The sequence below is a fragment of the Pseudodesulfovibrio halophilus DSM 5663 genome (assembly GCF_059568665.1).
In genome coordinates this window covers 67649-87669 of sequence record NZ_JCANTV010000015.1, presented here as the reverse complement: position 1 = coordinate 87669, position 20021 = coordinate 67649, and the positions used below count along the sequence as shown (strand labels likewise).

Below are 20021 nucleotides of genomic sequence, written 5' to 3'. Positions count from 1 at the left end.
AACGGGAATGTCCCTGCCTCGGTCCGGGGGGTCGTTCTCCGGACCTTTCAAGTTGCCGCCTGCGCGTGCAGCGAGGGCTATGCGCAGGCCTTGAGCATGCGTTCCAGCGCTTTACGCGCGGGTTCGCGGACCTCCTCGGCAACGTCAACGGGTTCGGCGGTGTCGAGTTCCGAAAGATTTGCGGCCAGCTTGGCCTCGGTGGTCTTGCCCATGTCCTCGCAGCGTTGCACCGTGAGCGGACGGATGGTCTTTTCGTCACGGTGGCGCTCGGCAAGGCGTTCCACGAGGTTGGCTTCGGTGGCGACATAAATGGTGCTGCCTGCCGGCGCTTCCGCCACGTACTTGATGATGAACGAGGTGGAGCCGTCGGCATCAGCCTCACGAGTTACCGCGGGCGTACATTCGGGATGCACGACAATTTTCGCTTCGGGTTCCCTGTCGCGAATCCGGAGCATGGTGTCGAGGGTGAACTCCTCGTGAATCGGGCAGCATCCGGGCCAGATGAGCAGCTTTTTGCCTTCGACCTCGTCAGGGCTGACATGCAGGGAAGGGTCCTCTTCAATCACGCTGTCGTTGAGGATGTGGCGCTGGTCTTCGGGGATGCCGAGGGCATCGGCGGTGTTGACCGCGAGATGCCGGTCGGGAAGGAAGAGGACGGCGTCGCCGCGTTCCATGGCCCATTCGAGCATGCGTTTGGCGTTTGCGGACGTGCAGACCGAGCCGTCCCAGCGTCCGACCACCGCTTTCACGCCTGCCGAGGAGTTCACGTAGGTCAGCGGAATGATCTTCTTGCCGCTGCGGGAAAGGATCTCCAGTGCCTTCTCCACGGACCGGGAGACGGCCATGTCCGCCATGGGGCAGGACGCATCGGGCGCCGGAATGTGGATTTTCTGCTCGGGGCGACGCAGGATCGCGGCGGTTTCCGCCATGAACCAGACGCCGCAGAAAACAATGTGTTCGGCCTCAAGTCCTTCGATGCGTCGGGCGAGTTCAAGTGAGTCGCCGGTTATGTCGGTATGCGCGAGGACTTCGTCGGACTGGTAATGATGTCCGAGGATGGCGAGCCGGTCGCCCCGCTCGCTCCTGATGCCTTCAATGCGGGCTGCATCGCTCATATAAGCACCTCTTAAAGCGTAATGAATTGCATGCTGAAGTCGGCTGCGGGCGCGGAGTGGGTGAGTCGACCCACCGAAACGAAGTCAGCGCCGAGGCTGCCGATTTCCGTAATGTTGTCCAGGCTGACGCCGCCGCTGATCTCCGTCTCGATGGTTTCGGGGATATTGGAGAGCGCTTCGCGGATCTGGTCCGGCGTCATGTTGTCCAGCATGATGCGTTCAGGCTCGGCCTGCACGGCGGTCATGACTTCTTCCAGGTTGCGACATTCGACTTCCACTGGCGGACAGGGATCATATTCGGAGCGAACCAGACGGACCGCTTCGAAGATTCCTCCCGCGCGGTCGATGTGGTTGTCCTTGAGCATGATCATCTCGGACAGGTTCTTGCGATGGTTCTGTCCGCCGCCGACGAGAACGGAGTACTTTTCAACGTACCGAAGTCCAGGGAGGGTCTTGCGCGTATCCAGAACAATGGTCTCGTAATCATCGAGCGCCTGCACATACCGACGGGTGAGTTCGGCGATGCCGGACATGTGGGAAATGAAGTTGAGGATGACCCGCTCGGCCTTGAGCAGCACCGTGGCGGGGCCCTGCAACGCTGCGACCATGGTGTCGGCGCCGATCTTCTCGCCCTCGTCCACGTTGAGCATGTGTTTGCAGCCGCCTCCGGCCATTTCGAGCACGAGAGGGATGATGGGCAGCCCAGCGATGACGGTGTCCTGCTTGGCGATTATCTGTGCGTTTGCCTGATCGTCTTCCTTGAAAAGGGCGGCCGACGTCAGGTCGGAGCCGTCCTCGGCAAGGGCCACCTTGATGGCCGTGATCAGGAACATGCGGGCTTCTGACTGGAAAAATTCGTCAAACGATGTATTCATAGCGGTTTCCAATGGTTTTCTTCAGGTTGAATGGGAGTATGACACCGAGTCCTTTTCGTCAAGTAGGTGAAGCGTTCATGAAATATTTCACAAAGATGTCGCATTCAAAAGACCTTACTCTTTGACCTGAAACCGCGATTGGTCTAATTAGGGTCGGATGAGCGTGAAAGAATCCATCCCCGAGCTTTTCGAAGCCGAAGAGCACGGCAGCAGCGAGCACGATTACGACCAGCATCCCGCGGACGCAGCCGAGCATATCGGCGGTCTGGATGTGGACGAGCAGGTCAAGTTCATCAAGCAGCTTACCATCAAGGACGCTGCCGATTCCATTGCGGAAATGGATACGCAGGATCAGCACGAACTCATAAAGAATCTTCCTCAGCGACTCGCGGCGCGCATCGTCGGGCAGATGTATCCGGACGACGCCACAGATCTGTTGGAGGACCTTGACGAATCCCATCGCAAGAATCTGCTCGGCAACCTGAAGGCCGAAGATCGCGCAGAACTCAAGACGCTCATGACGTTCGACCCCGACACCGGCGGCGGGGTCATGAACACCGAAGTGGTGGTCCTCTCGCAGGACCTTTCCGCGGACGAGGCCATCAACAAGCTGCGTGAGGAGGTGGAGGACAAGGAAATTCCCTACTACGCCTACCTCGTGGACGAGCGCGAGAGGCTGACCGGCGTTGTCTCGCTGCGCGACCTGCTGGTCTCCCGAAGAGGCAAGAAGCTCAGGGAACTCGTCAAGACGCAGAAACTCATTTCGGTGAGCTACAACGTGGACAAAGAAGAAGTCGCACGTCTCATCGCGCATTACAATTTTCTGGCTCTTCCCGTGGTCGATTTCGGCAACCGCCTGCTGGGTGTCGTCACCGTCGACGACGTCATCGACATTATCCATGACGAAGCGTCCGAGGACATGCAGACCATGGTCGGTGCGGGCGCTGATGAAACCATTGACTCGCCGGTGGGATTTTCCGTCCGCAAACGGCTGCCGTGGCTGCTGGTCAACATGCTGTTTTCCGCGGTCTCGGCCTGGGTGGTCCACATTTTTGAAGGCAACATCGCGCAGATGGCTGTTCTGGCCGTTCTCATGCCCATGGTTGCCAACCAGGCGGGCAACACAGGTCAGCAAGCGCTCGCGGTCATGATTCGCCAGCTCGCCATGGAGAAGTTTGACCGGAAGCGCTCATGGCTGGCCGTGTTCCGCGAAATGAAAATCGGCCTGCTCAACTCCCTGATGATTACGGTGCTGGTCTTCGGCGCCATATTCTTCATGTTCGGCAACCTGAGGCTCGCCGGGGTAATGTCTTTCGCGCTGGCATTCGACATGCTCATAGGAGCTTTCGCAGGGGCGGCCATCCCGTTGTTGCTCAAGGAAATGGGCCGTGACCCGGCGCAGGCTTCCAGCATCTTCCTCACCACCATCACCGACTCGCTCGGCTTCCTTTTCCTGCTTGGCCTCGGCGGCATCGTCCTGCTGACGCAGTAGGCGCCTTGGCGACGACGGGAGCGCCTGTCGCAACGGTTCTGTGGCTGGCCGGAGCCGCATCTTTCGAGAGGCTCCATAGAAGGGCTTTCATTACCGTTTCCGGTTCGGAAAGATGACGTCCTACTCCTCGTAGCCGCTTCCAATAGCGGAGAAGGGGAGCTCCACTTCGAGCTCCGGTACACGCTCCAGCACCCACGCGGTGAACGTATTGCTGTTCGGACCGGGGAAAGCCTTGTAGGTTTCGGTCCACGGATAGTCCCGCGCCGCATCGTCAATCCTGAAGATGAGTTTCTCGGCGTCGGAGCCCCGTAAATCCGCCAACAGTTCCGGTCGTTCGCCGAACCAGTAGCGGTCGGGCGTATCCCTCTCAATGCGCACCACTGGCAGACCTCGCTTTTGCCGCCATCCGACAACTTCGTAGACCGTATAGCTCTCCTCACCGGCTTCCTTGGTGGCAATCCACGTGTGTACGGCAAACCAGCCACGCCATCCCCAGGTGGGAGCTGCGTATACCTGAATCACGGCTTCATGGGTCGAAGCCGGATCCGGCGCAATGCCGGCGGGCTCCCTGCTGGCAGTTCTCCAGTCCCCTGTGGAGCAACCGGCAAGGCAGAGAATGATCAGGATGCACCAATATATTCTTTTCATTGAATCGGTTCTCATTGTCACACCATTAATGAACATTTGGGATGCCCCAATTGGCTTAGTGTTCACCGGGCAGCAACGGGATAGTAAATCTAAAAATATGCCCTTGGTTTCATAAGTCCAGCATAAACGGGAGAAAAAGTATGAGGCGGGTGGGAGGGGCTATATATTCGGGGTATGGTTCGGCCACAAAAAAAGCCCGCCTTGCGGCGGGCTCGATATCGGAATCGGGTCCCTTGCTAGAAGCGGCGGGGACGACGTTCACGAGGCTGGGCTTCGTTGACGCGCAGGTCACGGCCCATGAAGTTGAAGCCGTTGAGGGCTTCGATGGCTTCGTCGCCACCGGACTCCATTTCCACGAAACCGAAACCGCGGGAACGGCCGGTTTCACGGTCCTGAATGACACGTGCAGAGGAGACTTCGCCATATTCGGCAAAAAGGTTGTGAAGATCAGAATCGGCCGCGGACCAGGCAAGGTTGCCTACGAAAATGTTCTTGGACAAGGGAAAAACCTCAAACTAAAAAATGAAACCTAACACCCGAAAACCGGCTTCCCAGATTCGGGCTCGAACGGAGCTTCGGCAGCTGCAACGACGCAATGTGCACCGATTCCGTTCACTCAACTCTAAAGCCCAATATCTGCCATTGGCCCCTCGGGTCAATAGTTTTTTATGGAAGATTTTAATTTTTTCATCATAAAGACGGACGCACTACGGCAACAGTACAGGTGACATATCAAGGTTCGATACCGTGAAGCCACGATGGATCGCGCGTATGGCGGGAATAAAAAAGGACTCCCACGCAGTGAGAGTCCTTCTGAATCTGATTCTGCTTCGGTTTGATTAATCCATGCCAAGCGAAGCGAGCAGGTCGTCCACGTCGCCCTGATTGCTTTCCTCCGCCGGGCCCTGCAGATCGCTCGCCTTGGACTGGGCCTCTTCGCGAAGCCCGTTGATGTCTTTTTGCGGAGCTTCCTCTCTGGCCTTGATCATCAGTCCGGTGGAGACCATGACCTCGCGCACGATTTCTTCCACCTTGCGCAGCGAATTGATGATTATCTTGATGCGCTGCCCGGTGAGGTCCTGGAAACTCAGGGTGACCATTATCTGGCTGAGGTCGTTGGAGAGGGTGGAGTTGATCACCTTGAGCTTTTCACGGTTCTCCTTGGTGACCCCCCCCGATTCGAAACCTGTGACGATGTCGTCGAGGGTGGAGGACATGTCCTGCAGCTTTTCAACGATGTCGATGATGTCCACGGCGGCCTTTTCGGTCGTGCGCAGCACGGCGTCGAGCTGATCCGAGGTCTCCGAGAAAATCTCGTCGGGATCAATGTCTGCTTCGATGTGCTTGACGACCTCGCCGGTCTTGGCGGCCTTGACCTCGTTGTAGATCTGCTTGAGACCTTCCTGAAGGTCCGCGTTGACGCGACGATAGAACTCGCCTTCGAGCAAGGCGGTGGAGAGGTGATTGGCGATTTCCTTTTCCACCGACTTGGTGATGGAGTCGCGAAGGCTCTCGGTGAGCTTCGCCGCCACATTGTCCATCATGTCTCTGACGATATCTTCATTGGCCGTCATGAATCCCCTCCCGGATGAGCTTATGCGATCAGGATCGTCTGGAGCTGCGGATATCTTCCCGCTGCCGTTGGAATACGAACTGGATGATCATCTCAAGGTCCTGTTCGTTCATGTTGACAAATTCGAAGCGATGAATTCCGGAGTCCGGGCCGCCGTCGACGACCTTTCCCTTGGAGCCGGCCAGACGCAGGGGAACCCTGTCAAGCACGACCACCACTTCGAGAAGGTCTCCGGTGCGAATGTTTTCCGAGGTGCGGAACTTCATGCCCGCGCCGGATATCTCGGTGACCTCGAGAAGCAGCGGAAAGTCGTCGCGCAGGTGTTCGCGGCTGAGCAGGCCGAGGATTGTGTCGAGCTTGCGGTCCATTTCCTTGAGGAAGCCGGTGACCTCTTCCGGCAGCTTTCCGCTGCGCAGGTCCGCCTGCATGGGCTGTGCGTGGCTCTGGAAGAGCCGGGGCGAGTCTAGGTCGTGCGCCTGGCGCGCGTGAGCCTTCAGCCTGACCGGGACCCTTGAAAAAGACCGCTTCTCACTGCTCATACCGTTCTCCGTGACTATTGCCTGTCCCCGTCTTCAAGATCGAGGCTCATGGCCTTGACCGGACAGACCCGTGTACACATGCCGCATGCGGAACACTTTTCCACGTCGAATTCCACGGTGCGGTCCGCCTTGTTGATGACGAGGGCCTTGGTGGGGCACATGGAGATGCACAGTCCGCAGTGGACGCAGCTGTCCTCGTCGCGGAAGATCTTGTGGGCGACCGGGGTTATGCGGATGCCCGCTTCCTTCAGGTAGGCGATTCCCTTGTGGAAGTCTTCCTCAAGCCCTGTGATTTCGAGGGTCATTGTGCCTTCGTGCCTCGGGCTGATGTCGGCCTTGAGGATGTTGAAGCTCAGGTCGAACAGCTTGGAGAGGTTGGAGACCACGGGACGTCCCGACTCTTCCGGCGGGAACGTGAGGTAGACGATTTTCCTGAATCCTTTGATGAGTTCCTTCATGGGTATCCTGCTTATATTCGTTTTATGGCATGCCTTCCTTCAAGGGGCAAGCCGCTACTTCTTTTCCAGATACTGCAAAGCCTGCTTGGCTTCCCGGGAATCGGGGAACCGCTTGACCAGCAGGTTGAGTGCCGCCTTGCCCGCCTTCTGCTTGCCGAGGTTCATCAGGGCGTACCCCTGCTTGAGCATGGCCGCGGGGACCTTGCTGCTCTTGGGATACTTCTTGATGACGTCGTCGTAAAGCAGCGCGGCGCGGCCGTAGTCCTTGAGCTTGTAGTAGCTCTGGCCCTGCCAGAAAATCGAGCTGGCGCGGTAGGGGTGCTCCTTGAACGTCTCGGAGAACTCGGCCCAGTAGGTACGGGCCTTCTCGTAGTTGCCCTGCTTGTACTCGCCCATGGCTTTGTCATAAAGCGCCTTGGCCGGGTCCGCAGGCTTCTTCTCGGGCTTCGGGGCAGTCCGGGGTTCGGCGGCAGTCCCGTTGGATTCCGCAAGGGTGGCGTTGGATTCAACGGGCATTTCGGAAGCAGCGCGGGCAGCCTCCATTGCAGCTACGGTCTCCAACTCCACGTTGAGCTCGTTTTCCATGGCGAATTCCACCGCGCTCAAGCGTTCGCGAAGGGTCGGCATGGTGGCGTTCGTTGAGCCGAGCTGGTTGTCCATGCGCACCTGCATGACCTCGAGCTGTCCGTTGAGCAGGGCGACTTCCTGCCGCAGGGTGTTGAGTTCCACCCAGATGTCGGCAGTCTTCTGGGCTACCGGCGTGTTGGTCTGCTGGATTTCCTGACGGAGCTGCTGGCGGGCTTCCGCAAGCTCTCGCTCAAGCTGCATTATCAGGCGGCGCTGTTCCTCGCTGGTCCTGCGGGAGCGGGCCTCGATGGATTCAACCTGTTGCTTGGAAGCACATCCGCCAACAAGAAGCGAAAGCATCACAAGCATCATGGATAGAATAATGACCTTTTTCATCAGATTGGCTCTCCTCGTTTTCTGCCGATGAGAACATAACTCAATGCCCCGATGAGGGGAATGAAAATGATGAGCTGAATCCAGCCCACCTTTTCTCCGTTACTGTCGAAATCGCGCTTCCAGGCGTCGAGAATGGCCCATGCGCTGAAGGCGAAAAGGGCCAGCACAACGCCGCCCGCGAGCGCCCATTGCAGGGCGGTTATCTGCGAAATACGTTCAAGCATTCACGTAGCTCCTGTTGTTTCTCATGAGAAGGTGGAGTCCGAGCAGTAGAAAAAAACCGGTGACGACCTGCGTCACGCTGGCGAACCCGAAGTCGCCGCGCCAGTCGGCACGGAAGAATTCCACGATGATGCGAAACGCGCCGAACAAGACGAGATACTGGCCGGCGGTTCTGCCCGGCGCGGGATTGCCGCGGGAAAATCGGACAAGTGCGAAGAAGGTAAGAAAGCCCGCCACGCTTTGGTATAATTGCGTAGGGTGTATGGGCGTGCCGATGGGGGCGAGCCCGTTGGGGGCCGTGAATATCACCGCCCATGGGACATGGGTTTTCGCTCCGTAGCAGCACCCGGCCATGAAACAGCCGAGTCGCCCGACTCCCTGCCCCAGTGCCACGGCCGGAGCAAGCGCGTCGACCCACTCGAGTCGCCGGGGCTCGCGTCTCAATTTCATGTAGCCCAGCAGGGCGGCGAGCGTCAGCCCGCCCGAAAAGACGAGACCGCCGTTCCAGAAGGCGATTATTTCCGACGGGTTGAACAGGAAGTGGGGGAGGTCGATGAGGACATAAAGGAGCCGGGCGCCGAGAACCGCGCCCAGTACGATGCGGAACACGAGTCCCGGCAGGATTTCCGGATTCAGGTCACGGCGATTCATCTCGCGCGACGCCCACCAGATGGCGGCGAGAAACGCCAGCGCAACGAGCACCCCGTACGAGTGCAGCGTGAGAGGGCCGAGCCTAATCAGTTCCGGGTGCATCCTTCCTGTTTATCCAGAGCGAGACAAGCACCGCGCCAGCGCCAACAGTCAGGGCCGAGTCGGCCACATTGAAGGCGGGCCAGTGGTATGTGCCCACATAAAAGTCCAGAAAATCGACAACTTCTCCAAGGCGGACCCTGTCGATGAGGTTGCCGACAGCTCCGCCCGCGATCATGCCGAGTCCGGCGATCATGAACCTGTCGGACTCCTCGGTCTTGCGGAGCAACTGCGTGATGAACACGAGCGCGACCACGGTTATGCCAATGAAGAGCGGCACCTGCCAGTCGATGTCGTCCCGGTCCAGAAATCCCCAGGCCGTGCCTTTGTTTCGCACATGGACAAGGTTGAAGAATCCGGGAATGACCTTCTTCCAGCTCCAAAGCGGAAACGTCTCGATGACGAGCCACTTTGTCCATTGATCAAGGGCGACCATGACGGTCGCCCATATTCCGGCCTTGGCGTAGCGGTTCATCCCTATTCCTGATCCAGCGTTTCAAGGACGGCGGTGCAGCGCGGGCAGGCTTCCGGGTGCTCCGCATTGCCGCCAAGCTCCTCGCTGATGCGCCAGCAGCGCTGGCATTTCTCACCCGGCGCGCGTTCAACAAGAATCTTGAGGCCCGGGACCTCTTCCGCTTCGAACGCGTCCGCGCCTGCCTCGGATTCCGGAGCGAACGCCAGAGAGGAAACGATGAAGAATTCCTTGGCGTCGAAGTCATCCAGCTCGAACAGGGGCTGAACATCGCCGAACAGGGTTACGCGGGCGTCCAGCGGTTTGCCGATGACGCCTTCCTTGCGTTTGGGTTCGATGGTCCGGTTCACTTCGTGACGCACGGCCAGACGCTTTTCCCAGGCGGTGCGCTCGGCGTCATCCATGTTCACGGCGTCCGGCGCAAAGCGCAGGGCGAATACTGTCTCCTGCTGCGACAGGGAATTCCTGATGGCTTCGGGCAGATTCTGGAACGCTTCCTCCGCAGTGAAGGAGAGCACCGGTGCCATGTCCACGAGCAGCATCATGAGAATCTGCCAGAGGGCGGTCTGCGCGCTGCGGCGCTTGCGGCCGTCCTGCTCCTCCACATAGAGGCGGTCCTTGAGGATGTCCAGATAGAAGGAGGACAGGTCCACTACGCAGAGATTGTGCAGCGTGTGGTAGACCTTGTGGAATTCGTAATTCTTGTAGGCGTTCTGGATGGTCTCGTGGCTGCGGCTCACGAGGTCCAGCGCGTAGCGGTCCAGCGGAAGCATGTCCTCCACGGACACGCGATCCCTGGCAGGATCGAAGTCGTTCAGATTCGACAGCAGGTAGCGGCAGGTGTTGCGGATGCGGCGGTAGGCGTCCACGAGCCTGTCCAGCGTCTCGTCGGAGATACGCACGTCCTCCTGATAATTGGAGGCGGAGACCCACATGCGCAGGATTTCCGCGCCGTACTTGTCGATGATCTCCTGCGGCGCGATGACGTTGCCGATGGACTTGGACATCTTGCGCCCTTCGCCGTCGACCACGTAGCCGTGGGTCAGCACGGATTTGTAGGGCGCCTTGCCGCGAGTTCCCATGGAGGCGAGCAGGGAGCTGTGGAACCAGCCGCGATGCTGGTCGGACCCTTCCAGATACAGGTCCGCAGGGTAGCTGGTCTCCTCGCGCTGTTCGACGACGGCGGAGAAGCTGGTGCCGGAGTCGAACCATACGTCGAGGATGTCGCGTTCGCGCTTCCAATGCGCTGCGCCGCACTTGGGACAGGTCAGCCCCTCGGGCACGAGCTCTTCGATGGGAGCCTCGAACCAGTAGTCGCAACCCGTGGGGTGTTTGGCGTATTTGTCGCAAATGTCGTAGACCCACTGCGCGTCGAACCACGTCTCGTCGCACTCCTTGCAGATGAGCGCGGAAATGGGCACGCCCCAGTTGCGCTGCCGGGAGATGCACCAGTCGGGGCGGTTGGCGATCATGTTGTGAATGCGTTCCCTGCCCCATGCCGGGATCCAGTTCACTTCCCCGTCGATGGCCTTGAGGGCGCGACCGCGCAGGTCGTTCTGCTCCATGCCGATGAACCACTGGGTGGTGGCGCGGAAGATGACCGGCTGCTTGCAGCGCCAGCAGTGCGGGTAGGAGTGGCTGATCTTGGAGGATGCCAGCAGGTTCCCCAGCTCTTCGAGTTTCTCAATGACACTGGGGTTGGCGTCGAAGACGTTCATTCCGGCGAAAAACTCCACTTCATCGAGGAACTCGCCGCGGTCGTTCATGGGAGAATAGATGTCCAGCCCGTAGCGCTTACCGGTCACGAAGTCGTCGGGGCCATGTCCGGGTGCGGTGTGAACGCAGCCGGTACCCGCTTCAAGCGTGACATAGTCGGCCAGCACCATGGGGGATTCGCGGTCGTAAATGGGATGCTTGGGCTTGAGCCCTTCCAGCTCGGCGCCCTTGACCGTTGCCGCTACCTTCGGGGAATCCCAGCCGGCGGCCTCGGCCACGGTCTCCAGCATGCCTTCGGCTACCACGTAGAAATCGCCTTCAACCTCGACGAAAACATAGTCGAAATCGGGGTGTACGGCCACGGCCATGTTATCGGGGATGGTCCACGGAGTGGTGGTCCAGATCACGACGTAGGTCTTCTGAGGGTCGACACCGGCAATGTCCCTGACCTTTTCATCGAACATGGGAAAGCGGACGTAGATGGACGGGGAGGTGTGGTCGGCGTACTCGACCTCAGCCTCGGCCAGCGCGGTGTGGCAGTCGCAACACCAGTAGATGGGTTTCTTGCCGCGGACCACGCCGCCGTTTTCCATGAATCTTCCCAGTTCGCGGGCAGTGGCAGCCTCGTATTCGGGCTTCATGGTCATGTACGGATCTTCCCAAGTGCCGAAGACGCCAAGGCGCTTGAACTCCTTTCGCTGCACGCCCAGCCACTTTTCGGCGTACTCGCGGCAGATCTTGCGGACCGTGAGAGTTGGCAGCTCCTTGCGCTTCTTCTTCAACTCCTGCTCGACCTTATGCTCGATGGGCAGGCCGTGGCAGTCCCAGCCCGGCACGTACTGAGCCTTCTGGCCCTGCATGTTGCGGGACTTGACCACGATGTCCTTGAGCACCTTGTTGAGCGCGGTGCCCATGTGAATATGTCCGTTGGCGTAGGGAGGACCGTCGTGGAGGCAGTACTCGCCGTGCTCTCCTCCGGAGGAAATCATCTGATCGTAGGCGTCGATCTCGGCCCAGTACTTCAGGGTTTCCGGTTCGCGCTGCTTGAGGTTCGCCTTCATGGGGAACTTGGTTTTGGGCAGCAGAAGAGTTTTCTTGTAATCACTCATGGTTGGCCGATCCTCCGGGGACGTATATTTCTTTAGAAAGAGTAGGTGGTCCAAAAAGAGCGGCTAGAATGGTTCAAGGGTGGGCGGAAGTCAAGACCCGAAGCGGGAGAGTCCGAAGATACGCCATGTTGCGCGAAACGGGAGAATCTGGTTTTTCCATCGGTCCTAGTCTGTGATATGTCGTCTGAATAGGACAATCGCTCGTACGAACCTTAAGGGCCCATGCTCCGTGAAACCCGTACAAGGTGGTATTTCATGACTCTCGCATCGAAGATCTTCAACGAAAACACTGAAAAATGGTATTCCGGATACGCCTTTCAGGGGGCCGTGGTGCTCGGTGTCGCGCCCATCCTCATTCCGATCATCGTGGGGAAGGCCGCGGGAAACGGCGCAGCGGGGATAGTCGTAGCCGCGTTCTACGCAGGGCAGTTGCTCTCACCACTGCTTGGCGGGCTGGCAGACAGGACCGGCAAGCTGCGGATGATCTGGGCGTTCGGGTACGCCATCCTCGGCCTGTGTCTCGCGGTGTTCGGCGGCACTTCGAACCTGGTCTTCTGGATGGCCCTTTGTTTCCTGCAGGGCGTCGGGGCCGCGGCAAGCAACACCGTGGCGGCCATGTTCATCGTTGAGTTCAAGCCCAAAAGTCAATGGGACGACCGTATCGGCTGGCTTCAGACATTTTACGGGGCAGGGCAGGCCGTGGGGCTGGGACTGGCGGCGGCGCTGCAGGCCGCGCCTGAGTTCGGAATGCTTGCCTCGGGACTGCTCATGCTTCCCGGCTGGTGGCTCGGTCGCAAAGGACTCCCGGCCGATGAAGACCGCACGCCGCAAGAGTCCGGACAGCGATGCGGAGGCAGCAGACCCGCCCGTCAGCCGGTGCCGCACAGTCATCATCGTCTCGGGCGGCTGAAGCACTTTTTCGATCTGCTGACCCGCCTCAGGTCGGATTACGGGTTATTCGTTTTCAGCTGGTTCCTTTCCATGCTCTCCATGTGGCTGATCTTCAACCTGTATCCGCTTCTGATGCAGCAGACCTACGGCATCGGAGCTTTCGCATCTTCCCTGTATTATGCTGCCGGGGCATTCATAGGCATCTTTGCCTATGCTCCGTCCGGAGCGCTGGGGAGGAAGGTCGGCAACGGCTATGTGGTGATGGTCGCTTACGCGCTGGTAATCGTTTCCGTGGCCGGGATGACGGTTCTGGCGCTGACGGACAATGCCCAGAGTGTCTGGCTCGCGCCGCTTTTCTTTCTGCTCACCCCCATAGCATGGTCTCCCGCCATCGTCGCCGGCACGGCCTACGTGGCGGAACTGGCCGACTTCGAAGAAGGCAGCGCCATAGGCATCTTCAACGCAACCACCGCCATAGGCAGCGTCTTTGCGGCGCTGGGCGCGGGCGGGATGGCGGATTCCCTCGGATTCTCAAGCGTGCTGGTGCTTTCGGGCATACTCGGGCTTGCGGCGTGTGTTCCTCTCGTAAAGGTCATGATTTCCCGCAGGAAGAATGATCCTGCCTCGCAGACGGCGTAATCTCTGCCGCAGATTCTCAAAGAGAAAGGAAAACGGATGCAAACAAGGAAAGTGCTATGTCTTTTCAACGAGATACTGGGCAACGCGACCATGAGTCGGAATATTGCCAGAGCTCTGGAGTCCATGCCGGGGCTGGAGTTTGACGCCGAGAGCCTGCGCCACGACGATTACAGGAAATACACGGCTCCGAAGCTGCTCAGGGCCAGCAACATTGCTGAAACGTCGTGGGTGGCGGACCGCAGATTCGAGAATCTGGATTTCACAAGTTACGACGCGGTTATCCTTGGATGCTTTGAATTTCTCTGGGTGGTCCGACGCGTCCTGAACAAGGTTCCTGTAGTCCTTTTTCACGATACCACCCCTGTTGCCGCGCGCAGGTTATATGCTCCGCTGGCGCAGGGCTTCAAACAGAAGTTCAAGAATTCTGTGCTGCTATCCCTCTACAAAACCATGTACGCCAAGCCGTTTTCTGATACGCGTCTTTTCTTTCCCCGAACTCCCTGGTGCGGCAGAACCTTGCAGGAAGACTTCGGCGTTGACGAAAAGCGCATCATCCCGACGTTCACGGCACTCGATCTGGAAATGTGGCAGGCCAAATCCTACGACCGCACGGCAGAAGGCAAGTTACACCTGCTGTTCGTCGGCAACGAATTTGAACGAAAGGGTGGCGGCGGACTTCTCAAGGTCTGGGACAAGCTCTCCGAGACATGCAGCCTCACCATCGTCTCCGGCGACCCTTCGCTCGACTCCACCCTTGAGGGGCGACACGGAATTCGGCTCCTGCGCAACGTTGACTATGAAGAGATGCCGGCTGTTTTTCGTGAAGCGGACGTCTTTGTCTTTCCGACGTTGCGGGACCAGCTGGGCATAGCAGCCACCGAGGCCATGGCGAGTGGCCTTCCCGTTCTGGCAAGAGCCGTGGGTGGTCTTCCCGACATCGTTGAAGACGGGGCAAACGGCTTCCTCTTTTCGTATGAAAGCGTGATGGACGACTGGGTTGAAAGCATCCTCTCCCTGTCTCACGATAGGGGACTCGTTGAAACCATGGGGAGACGGGCGCGTAACACGGCGGAAGAAAAGCTGGGGCGTGACTCGTTCGACTACAAGGTCCATACGGGACTCTCGATGGTGCTGAACGGAACTCTATAGCAGGCGGCAATGGTGTGGCTGCAATGAAGCAAAGAAATAAGGCGGGAGGTGTTGCCCTCCCGCCTTGCTTCTTACTTGGAACCGAGTTCGATGCTGCGTAGGTAGGATTCCGTGACCGCGTCCACGATGTTGCCGCGCGTCGCCGTGCGATCAAGATGCAGCAGCGCCTTGATGGTCGTTCCGGCTGGGGAGCTGACCATCTCGCGGAGCTGGCTGACATGGTGGTCGGACTCCATGGCGAGCTTGGCCGAGCCGCTGAACAGCGCCTCGACCATTTCCGTGGATTCCTGTCGTGTCAGCCCCAGATTGACCCCGGCTTCCATGAGCGCCTCCATGAAGTAGAAGACGTATGCGGGGCCGGAGCCGATGACCGCCGTGAAGGCGTCGAACTGTTTTTCCGAGAGCACTTTGACCAGCCCGAGCCCGTCGAAAATCTCGGGGATGAAGCTTTTGCTTTCGTCGGACAGCTGTTCGTCGTCAAGACAGATCGCGAAGACGCCTTCGCCGACCATGGCGGGCGTGTTGGGCATGATGCGGACCACGGGGCATTCCTGTCCGGACATGTCGCGGAGCGTGTCCACGGTGAGTCCGGCGCAGATGGAAACGAGGCACTTGTCCGGGCCGAGGGCGGGGGAGATGCTTTCCAGAACCTTGGACGCGTGCTGCGGTTTGACCGCGAGCACGACATAGTCCACCGCTTCGGCGAGTGCCTTGGCGTCCGGCTGTGCCTTGAGGCCGCATTCGTTTTCGAGGGTGGCGATGACCTCGGCGTTGAGGTCGGTGCCGTGAATCTCGACGTCATCACGCACGGCCATGCCGCGAATGATGGCGGAACCCATGTTTCCTACGCCTATGAACCCGATTTTTTTCATTTAGTTCACCTGTTCAATGCTGCTGAAGAAGTAGGCCGTTTCGACTGCGGCGGTTTCGGGAGCGTCGGAGCCGTGCACGGCGTTGTTCTGGATGTTGGTGGCGAAGTTCTTGCGGATGGTGCCTTCCTCGGCCTGCTCGGGGTTGGTGGCGCCCATCAGCTCGCGGTAGCGGGCGATGGCGTTCTCGCCTTCGAGGATGGAGACCACGGCCGGGCCGGAAGTCATGAATTCCACCAGTTCGCCGAAGAAGGGACGTTCCTTGTGAACCGCATAAAAGCCTTCGGCTTCCTTCTGGCTCAGCTGGACCATCTTCATGGCCTTGATCCTGAGGCCCGCGTCGCTGATCATCTGCAGGATGGCGCCGATGTTGCCCGCTGCGACGGCGTCGGGCTTGATGATGGAAAGAGTGGTTTCTACAGTCATACCTAATTGCCTCCGATTATTGGTTTTACCCTTGTTACCATGACGGTCCCCCCGGACCGCCTTTTGGCGCTAGCCCAGCAGCATGCGGTCGGTGACTCCCTCACCGCCGCGCAGCTTGGCAAAGCGCTGCAAAAGATCTTCAACTTTCAGGCCCTGCTTCTCCTCGCCGTGGATGTCCATGACGACTTCGCCCCGGTGGAACATGATGAGCCTGTTGCCCAGGCTGATGGCCTGCTGCATGTTGTGCGTCACCATCAGTGTGGTCAGCCGCTGTCCGGAGACAAGCTCGTCGGTCAGGTCGAGGATCATGCTCGCGGTCTTCGGGTCGAGAGCGGCCGTGTGCTCGTCGAGCAGCAGCAGGCGCGGGCGCACCAGCGTGGCCATGAGCATGGTCAGCGCCTGACGCTGGCCGCCCGAAAGCAACCCTGTGGCCGTGCCGAGACGGTCCTCGAGTCCGAGGTTCAGAGTGGACAGCCGCTCGCGGAAATACTCGCGGTCGCGCCGCTTCACGCCCATGCCGAGCCCGCGCAACTTGCCGCGTTTCATGGCCAGAGCCAGATTCTGTTCGATGGTGGCGCCGGCGCAGGTGCCCATCAGCGGGTCCTGAAACACGCGGCCGATGCGTCCGGCTCGCTTGTGCTCCGGCCAGCCTGTCACATCGTCGCCGTCCAGCTCGACCGTGCCCGAATCGAGCCTGAAGGTTCCGGCAACAGCGTTGAGAAAGGTGGATTTGCCCGCTCCGTTCGAGCCGATGACGGTGACGAAGTCGCCTTCGCGCACATTCAGGCTGACGCTGTTTAGGGCAATAACTTCGTTGACGCCGCCCCTGTTGAATACCTTGATCCCTTCGGAAACATTCAGCATCGAGCTCATGCCCGCCTCCCGGCAAAGAGTTTCTGCTTCATCTTGGGAGCTGTGAGCGCAATGACCACAAGGACGGCGGTGATAAGATTCAGGTCGCTCGGCGTGATGGAAAAGGAGCCGAGCTTGAGGCCGAGGGCGAGGGCGATGGCAACGCGATAGAGCACCGACCCGAGCACGGCGGCGATCAGGGCGCGGCTGATGGATTTATCCCCGAAGACCGTCTCCCCGATGATGACGGAGGCGAGGCCCGCGATGATGGTTCCAACGCCCATGTTCACGTCCGCGGCCCCTTGGTTCTGAGCCACGAGAGCGCCGGAGACCGCCACCAGGGCATTGGACAGGCCCACGCCGAAGATGATCACGGTGTCGGTATTCACGCCCTGACTGGTAATCATGCGCGGATTGTCGCCTGTGGCGAGCACGGCAAGCCCGATTTCCGTGTGCATGAACCAGATCAGCAGGCCGACAACGGCAAAGGAGATGATTCCGAAAAGGATTGGCGTGGACTGAAACATGGGCAGCCCACTGAATGTATTGAACTGATCCACAACCGTGTCCGCGCCGAGAAGCGTCATGTTCGGCTTGCCCATGATTCTCAGGTTGACGGAATACAGCGCGATCATGGTCAGGATGGATGCCAGCAGGTGCAGGATCTTGAGCTTTGTATTGAGGATACCGGTAACCATGCCGGCAAGAAAGCCCGCGCCGGCGGCCATGGCGCAGGCCAGCGCCGGGGAGTGTCCGCCTGAGATCGCAACGGCGGAAACCGCGGCGCCGAGCGGCAGGCTGCCGTCGACCGTAAGGTCGGGAAAATCGAGGATGCGGAACGTGATGTATACGCCAAGGACCATCAGGCCGAAGGCGAACCCCTGTTCCAGCGCCCCCAGAAGGGCGTACGTCGTCATGTGAGCTTTCTTCCTGTCCTTTGAGGCGGCACGCAAAAAACAAGGCGCGTCCGACAACGCGCCTTGTATCGTCATTATGCTCTTTTCGCAACGCCTGTTACTTCACGACCTCGTCGGCCTTTTCAAGCATTCCGGCGGGTATTTCGAGCCCCATTGACTCAGCTGCGCCGGGGTTTACGTAAAGCTGAAGCCGTTTGATGGTTTCCACCGGCATCTCGGAAGGTTCCGCGCCTTCGTTCAGGATTCGTGCGGCGATGTCCGCGGTCTGGATTCCCATTTCGCGGTAGTCGATGGCAAGCGCGGCGATGGATCCGCGGCGAACGGAGTCTGTATCGCCGGTGAACAGGGGGATACGGTTCTGGCGGCAGACCTTGATGGCGGATTCAAGCGCGGAAATGGCGGTGTTGTCCAACGGTATGTAGATGGCATCCGCACGTCCCACAAGGCTCTTGGCCGCCTGGTAGACGCCCGAGGAGTTGGCGATGGTGGCTTCCTCGATGGTTACTCCCTCTTCCTTGGCAAAACCCTTGAGCAGATTGATCAGGGTCACGGAGTTGGGTTCGCCTGCGTTGTAGATGACTCCGAGGCTTTCCAGCTCAGGCACGAAGTCCTGCACGAGGTTGAGGTGCTTGTGCATGGGGCTCATGTCGGTCATGCCGGTGACATTGGCGCCGGGTTTGTCCAGATGGGCCACGATGCCCGCGCCGACCGGATCGGTGACGCCCGTAAAGACGATGGGGCGGTCCTTGATCTTCTGCACGGCGTGCTGGGCCGAAGGTGTGGTGATGGCCAGCACGAGGTCCGGCTGTTCGCCCTTGATCTGGTTGGCGATCTGAACGCTGGTTGCGGGGTTGCCCTGCGCGATGTGTTCCTTGAATTCCGCGTTGATGCCGAGCTCAACGATTCTGTCCTTGAACCCCTGACGCATGGCGTCGAGGGAGGGGTGCTCCACGATCTGGGTGATGGAAATGAGGCGGGACTCTCCGGCTGCTGCGCCGGTCGCCATGAGCAGTGTCAGGCAAAGCGCGATGATGATGCGTTTCATTATTCTCTCCTTGGAATGGCGGATAGGTATTGGATATCACGACATCAAGGAGCGAGGAAAGTCAAGTATCAAGAGAAGGGAACTCTTCAGAAGACGGCTGGAGGGAGCGGCAGAGCGCCTCTGAGGGTATCAGAACCTGATGTCCTCTTCCTTGGACACCTTGAAGGCCTTGTTGCCCTTGACCCGTCCGGGCAGGCCGTAGAATTTTTTCACGCCTTCCACCTCGGCCTCGAGCAGGTTGTCCTCGTCGGTATCGAGCAACATGATGTCGCCTTCTTCAAGGTTCAGCAGCTGGCGCCCGGTGATGGTCGTCCTGCCGAGGCGCACCACCATTTCCACGGGCGTGTCCATGAGCCGTTCCTTGAAGCGGTTGATCCAAACATGGTCGACCTCGAGGCGTTCGGACTGGAAGGATGCGTGCAGTTTGGAGCGGATGGGCTCCATGGTGGCGTAGGGCAGGCAGACGATCAGCGAACCGATGGCGTTCTCGAGTTCCACCTCGAAGGTGATGACGATGACGACGTCCGAAGGTGGAACAATGGCGGCGAACTGTGGGTTGACCTCGGTGCGTACCATTTCGATATGCACTTCGTGCACCGGTTGCCAGGACTCCTCCATGTTATTAAGCGCGATGAGCACGACCTTTTCGACGATGGCCTGTTCGATGGGGGTGAAGTCGCGGCCTTCGACCTTGGGCTGGCTGCCGGCGCCGCCGAAGAAGTTTTCGACAAGCGCGAAGACGAGCCGGGAATCGACGACAAGCAGGGCGTTGCCGCGCAGGGGATCCATCTTGAAGATGGAGATGGAGGTCGGCACCGGCAGGGAACGCATGAAGTCGCCGAACTTGGACATATCGATGGAGATCGGGTTGATGTCCACCCGTTTGCGCATGGTGTTGGCGAGCGCGTTGGTGCACAGCCGGGCGAAGCGGTCGTTGACGATTTCCAGAACCGGCATCCGCCCCCGGATGATCCTGTCCTGATTCGCGAGGTCGAATGATACGACCCCGGAATCGTCCTCCGGAAGCTCCGCCTCGGTCTCGACATCCCCTCCAGAGAGTCCCCGGAGCAGGGCATCGACTTCGTCTTGTTCAAGAATCTTGCTCATTCGGCATCCCTGTGCGTCGTTCTGTTCGCGAGTCCTGAACCGTCATCTTTTCAACGGTCACGGCAGTCTCAAGCAAGAAGCGGGCCGATCGTCGCTCTGAAAAAGCGGCATAACCGGAACAAACCACTACCTTTTCTCTACACTCCACCTGCCTGCATTGCAAGGATTGCAGGCATTGAAGCATGTATCGCGCC

The 20021-nt window shown here is 59.2% G+C and carries 21 protein-coding genes; 3 read left to right on the top strand and 18 right to left on the bottom strand.

What is annotated here, in order from left to right:
* Positions 1–77: 77 nt before the first annotated feature.
* Positions 78–1115, bottom strand: a complete 1038-nt coding sequence (gene nadA, locus BR24_RS14905) for a quinolinate synthase NadA (RefSeq protein ID WP_496542270.1) — start codon at positions 1113–1115, stop codon at positions 78–80.
* Between the two features lie 11 nt (positions 1116–1126).
* Positions 1127–1990, bottom strand: a complete 864-nt coding sequence (gene nadC, locus BR24_RS14900) for a carboxylating nicotinate-nucleotide diphosphorylase (protein ID WP_496542269.1) — start codon at positions 1988–1990, stop codon at positions 1127–1129.
* 157 nt (positions 1991–2147) lie between these two features.
* Here nadC and mgtE point away from each other — a divergent pair, with 157 nt between their 5' ends.
* Positions 2148–3482, top strand: coding sequence for a magnesium transporter (mgtE, locus tag BR24_RS14895; protein ID WP_496542268.1), 1335 nt, complete (start codon positions 2148–2150; stop codon positions 3480–3482).
* A gap of 120 nt (positions 3483–3602) precedes the next feature.
* On the opposite strand, the gene BR24_RS14890 is transcribed toward mgtE, so the two are convergent.
* The 10 genes from BR24_RS14890 to ileS all read right to left on the bottom strand — a co-directional run bounded on the left by BR24_RS14890 (position 3603) and on the right by ileS (position 11932).
* Positions 3603–4130, bottom strand: a complete 528-nt coding sequence (locus BR24_RS14890) for a DUF3750 domain-containing protein (RefSeq protein ID WP_496542267.1) — start codon at positions 4128–4130, stop codon at positions 3603–3605.
* A 236-nt stretch (positions 4131–4366) separates the two neighbouring features.
* The gene (gene rbp, locus BR24_RS14885) at positions 4367–4630 is read right to left on the bottom strand and encodes an RNA-binding regulator (protein ID WP_018125359.1); all 264 of its coding nucleotides are present in this window, start codon (positions 4628–4630) and stop codon (positions 4367–4369) included.
* A 339-nt stretch (positions 4631–4969) separates the two neighbouring features.
* On the bottom strand, positions 4970–5704 hold the full coding sequence (locus BR24_RS14880; RefSeq protein WP_496542266.1) for a protein phosphatase CheZ: 735 nt from the start codon (positions 5702–5704) through the stop codon (positions 4970–4972).
* 28 nt (positions 5705–5732) lie between these two features.
* Entirely contained in the window at positions 5733–6242 is a 510-nt protein-coding gene (locus BR24_RS14875) for a PilZ domain-containing protein (protein WP_496542265.1), read from the bottom strand.
* A gap of 14 nt (positions 6243–6256) precedes the next feature.
* Positions 6257–6700, bottom strand: a complete 444-nt coding sequence (locus BR24_RS14870; RefSeq protein ID WP_496542264.1) for an NIL domain-containing protein — start codon at positions 6698–6700, stop codon at positions 6257–6259.
* A 54-nt stretch (positions 6701–6754) separates the two neighbouring features.
* Positions 6755–7663, bottom strand: coding sequence for a tol-pal system protein YbgF (gene ybgF, locus BR24_RS14865; protein ID WP_496542263.1), 909 nt, complete (start codon positions 7661–7663; stop codon positions 6755–6757).
* Positions 7663–7887, bottom strand: a complete 225-nt coding sequence (locus BR24_RS14860) for a PLD nuclease N-terminal domain-containing protein (RefSeq protein ID WP_496542262.1) — start codon at positions 7885–7887, stop codon at positions 7663–7665. Before BR24_RS14860 ends, ybgF begins: the two co-directional genes overlap by 1 nt.
* Positions 7880–8638 (bottom strand): prolipoprotein diacylglyceryl transferase, encoded by a 759-nt coding sequence (gene lgt / locus BR24_RS14855; protein WP_496542261.1) that lies wholly within the window; start codon positions 8636–8638, stop codon positions 7880–7882. Before lgt ends, BR24_RS14860 begins: the two co-directional genes overlap by 8 nt.
* The gene (gene lspA, locus BR24_RS14850; protein ID WP_496542260.1) at positions 8619–9110 is read right to left on the bottom strand and encodes a signal peptidase II; all 492 of its coding nucleotides are present in this window, start codon (positions 9108–9110) and stop codon (positions 8619–8621) included. The genes lgt and lspA overlap by 20 nt, the downstream gene beginning before the upstream one ends.
* A gap of 2 nt (positions 9111–9112) precedes the next feature.
* Complete coding sequence (gene ileS / locus BR24_RS14845; protein WP_496542259.1) at positions 9113–11932, bottom strand: isoleucine--tRNA ligase; 2820 nt, start codon at positions 11930–11932, stop codon at positions 9113–9115.
* Positions 11933–12187: 255 nt separating this feature from the next.
* On the opposite strand from ileS, the gene BR24_RS14840 reads away from it, so the two are divergent.
* Together BR24_RS14840 and BR24_RS14835 are read left to right on the top strand one after the other, a co-directional pair.
* Complete coding sequence (locus BR24_RS14840; protein WP_496542258.1) at positions 12188–13462, top strand: MFS transporter; 1275 nt, start codon at positions 12188–12190, stop codon at positions 13460–13462.
* A 90-nt stretch (positions 13463–13552) separates the two neighbouring features.
* On the top strand, positions 13553–14611 hold the full coding sequence (locus tag BR24_RS14835; protein ID WP_496542257.1) for a glycosyltransferase family 4 protein: 1059 nt from the start codon (positions 13553–13555) through the stop codon (positions 14609–14611).
* A gap of 71 nt (positions 14612–14682) precedes the next feature.
* Here BR24_RS14835 and proC read toward each other — a convergent pair whose 3' ends face one another.
* From proC to fliM, 6 genes are all read right to left on the bottom strand, one after another.
* Positions 14683–15483 (bottom strand): pyrroline-5-carboxylate reductase, encoded by an 801-nt coding sequence (gene proC / locus BR24_RS14830; protein WP_496542256.1) that lies wholly within the window; start codon positions 15481–15483, stop codon positions 14683–14685.
* Positions 15484–15906 (bottom strand): nucleoside-diphosphate kinase, encoded by a 423-nt coding sequence (gene ndk, locus BR24_RS14825; RefSeq protein ID WP_462998173.1) that lies wholly within the window; start codon positions 15904–15906, stop codon positions 15484–15486.
* Between the two features lie 69 nt (positions 15907–15975).
* The gene (locus BR24_RS14820; protein ID WP_496542370.1) at positions 15976–16770 is read right to left on the bottom strand and encodes an ABC transporter ATP-binding protein; all 795 of its coding nucleotides are present in this window, start codon (positions 16768–16770) and stop codon (positions 15976–15978) included.
* A gap of 5 nt (positions 16771–16775) precedes the next feature.
* On the bottom strand, positions 16776–17675 hold the full coding sequence (locus BR24_RS14815) for an ABC transporter permease (RefSeq protein WP_496542255.1): 900 nt from the start codon (positions 17673–17675) through the stop codon (positions 16776–16778).
* A gap of 97 nt (positions 17676–17772) precedes the next feature.
* Positions 17773–18720, bottom strand: coding sequence for an ABC transporter substrate-binding protein (locus BR24_RS14810; protein WP_496542254.1), 948 nt, complete (start codon positions 18718–18720; stop codon positions 17773–17775).
* Positions 18721–18849: 129 nt separating this feature from the next.
* Positions 18850–19827: a flagellar motor switch protein FliM gene (gene fliM, locus BR24_RS14805; RefSeq protein WP_496542253.1), complete on the bottom strand. Its 978-nt coding sequence runs from the start codon at positions 19825–19827 to the stop codon at positions 18850–18852.
* Between the last annotated feature and the right edge of the window lie 194 nt (positions 19828–20021).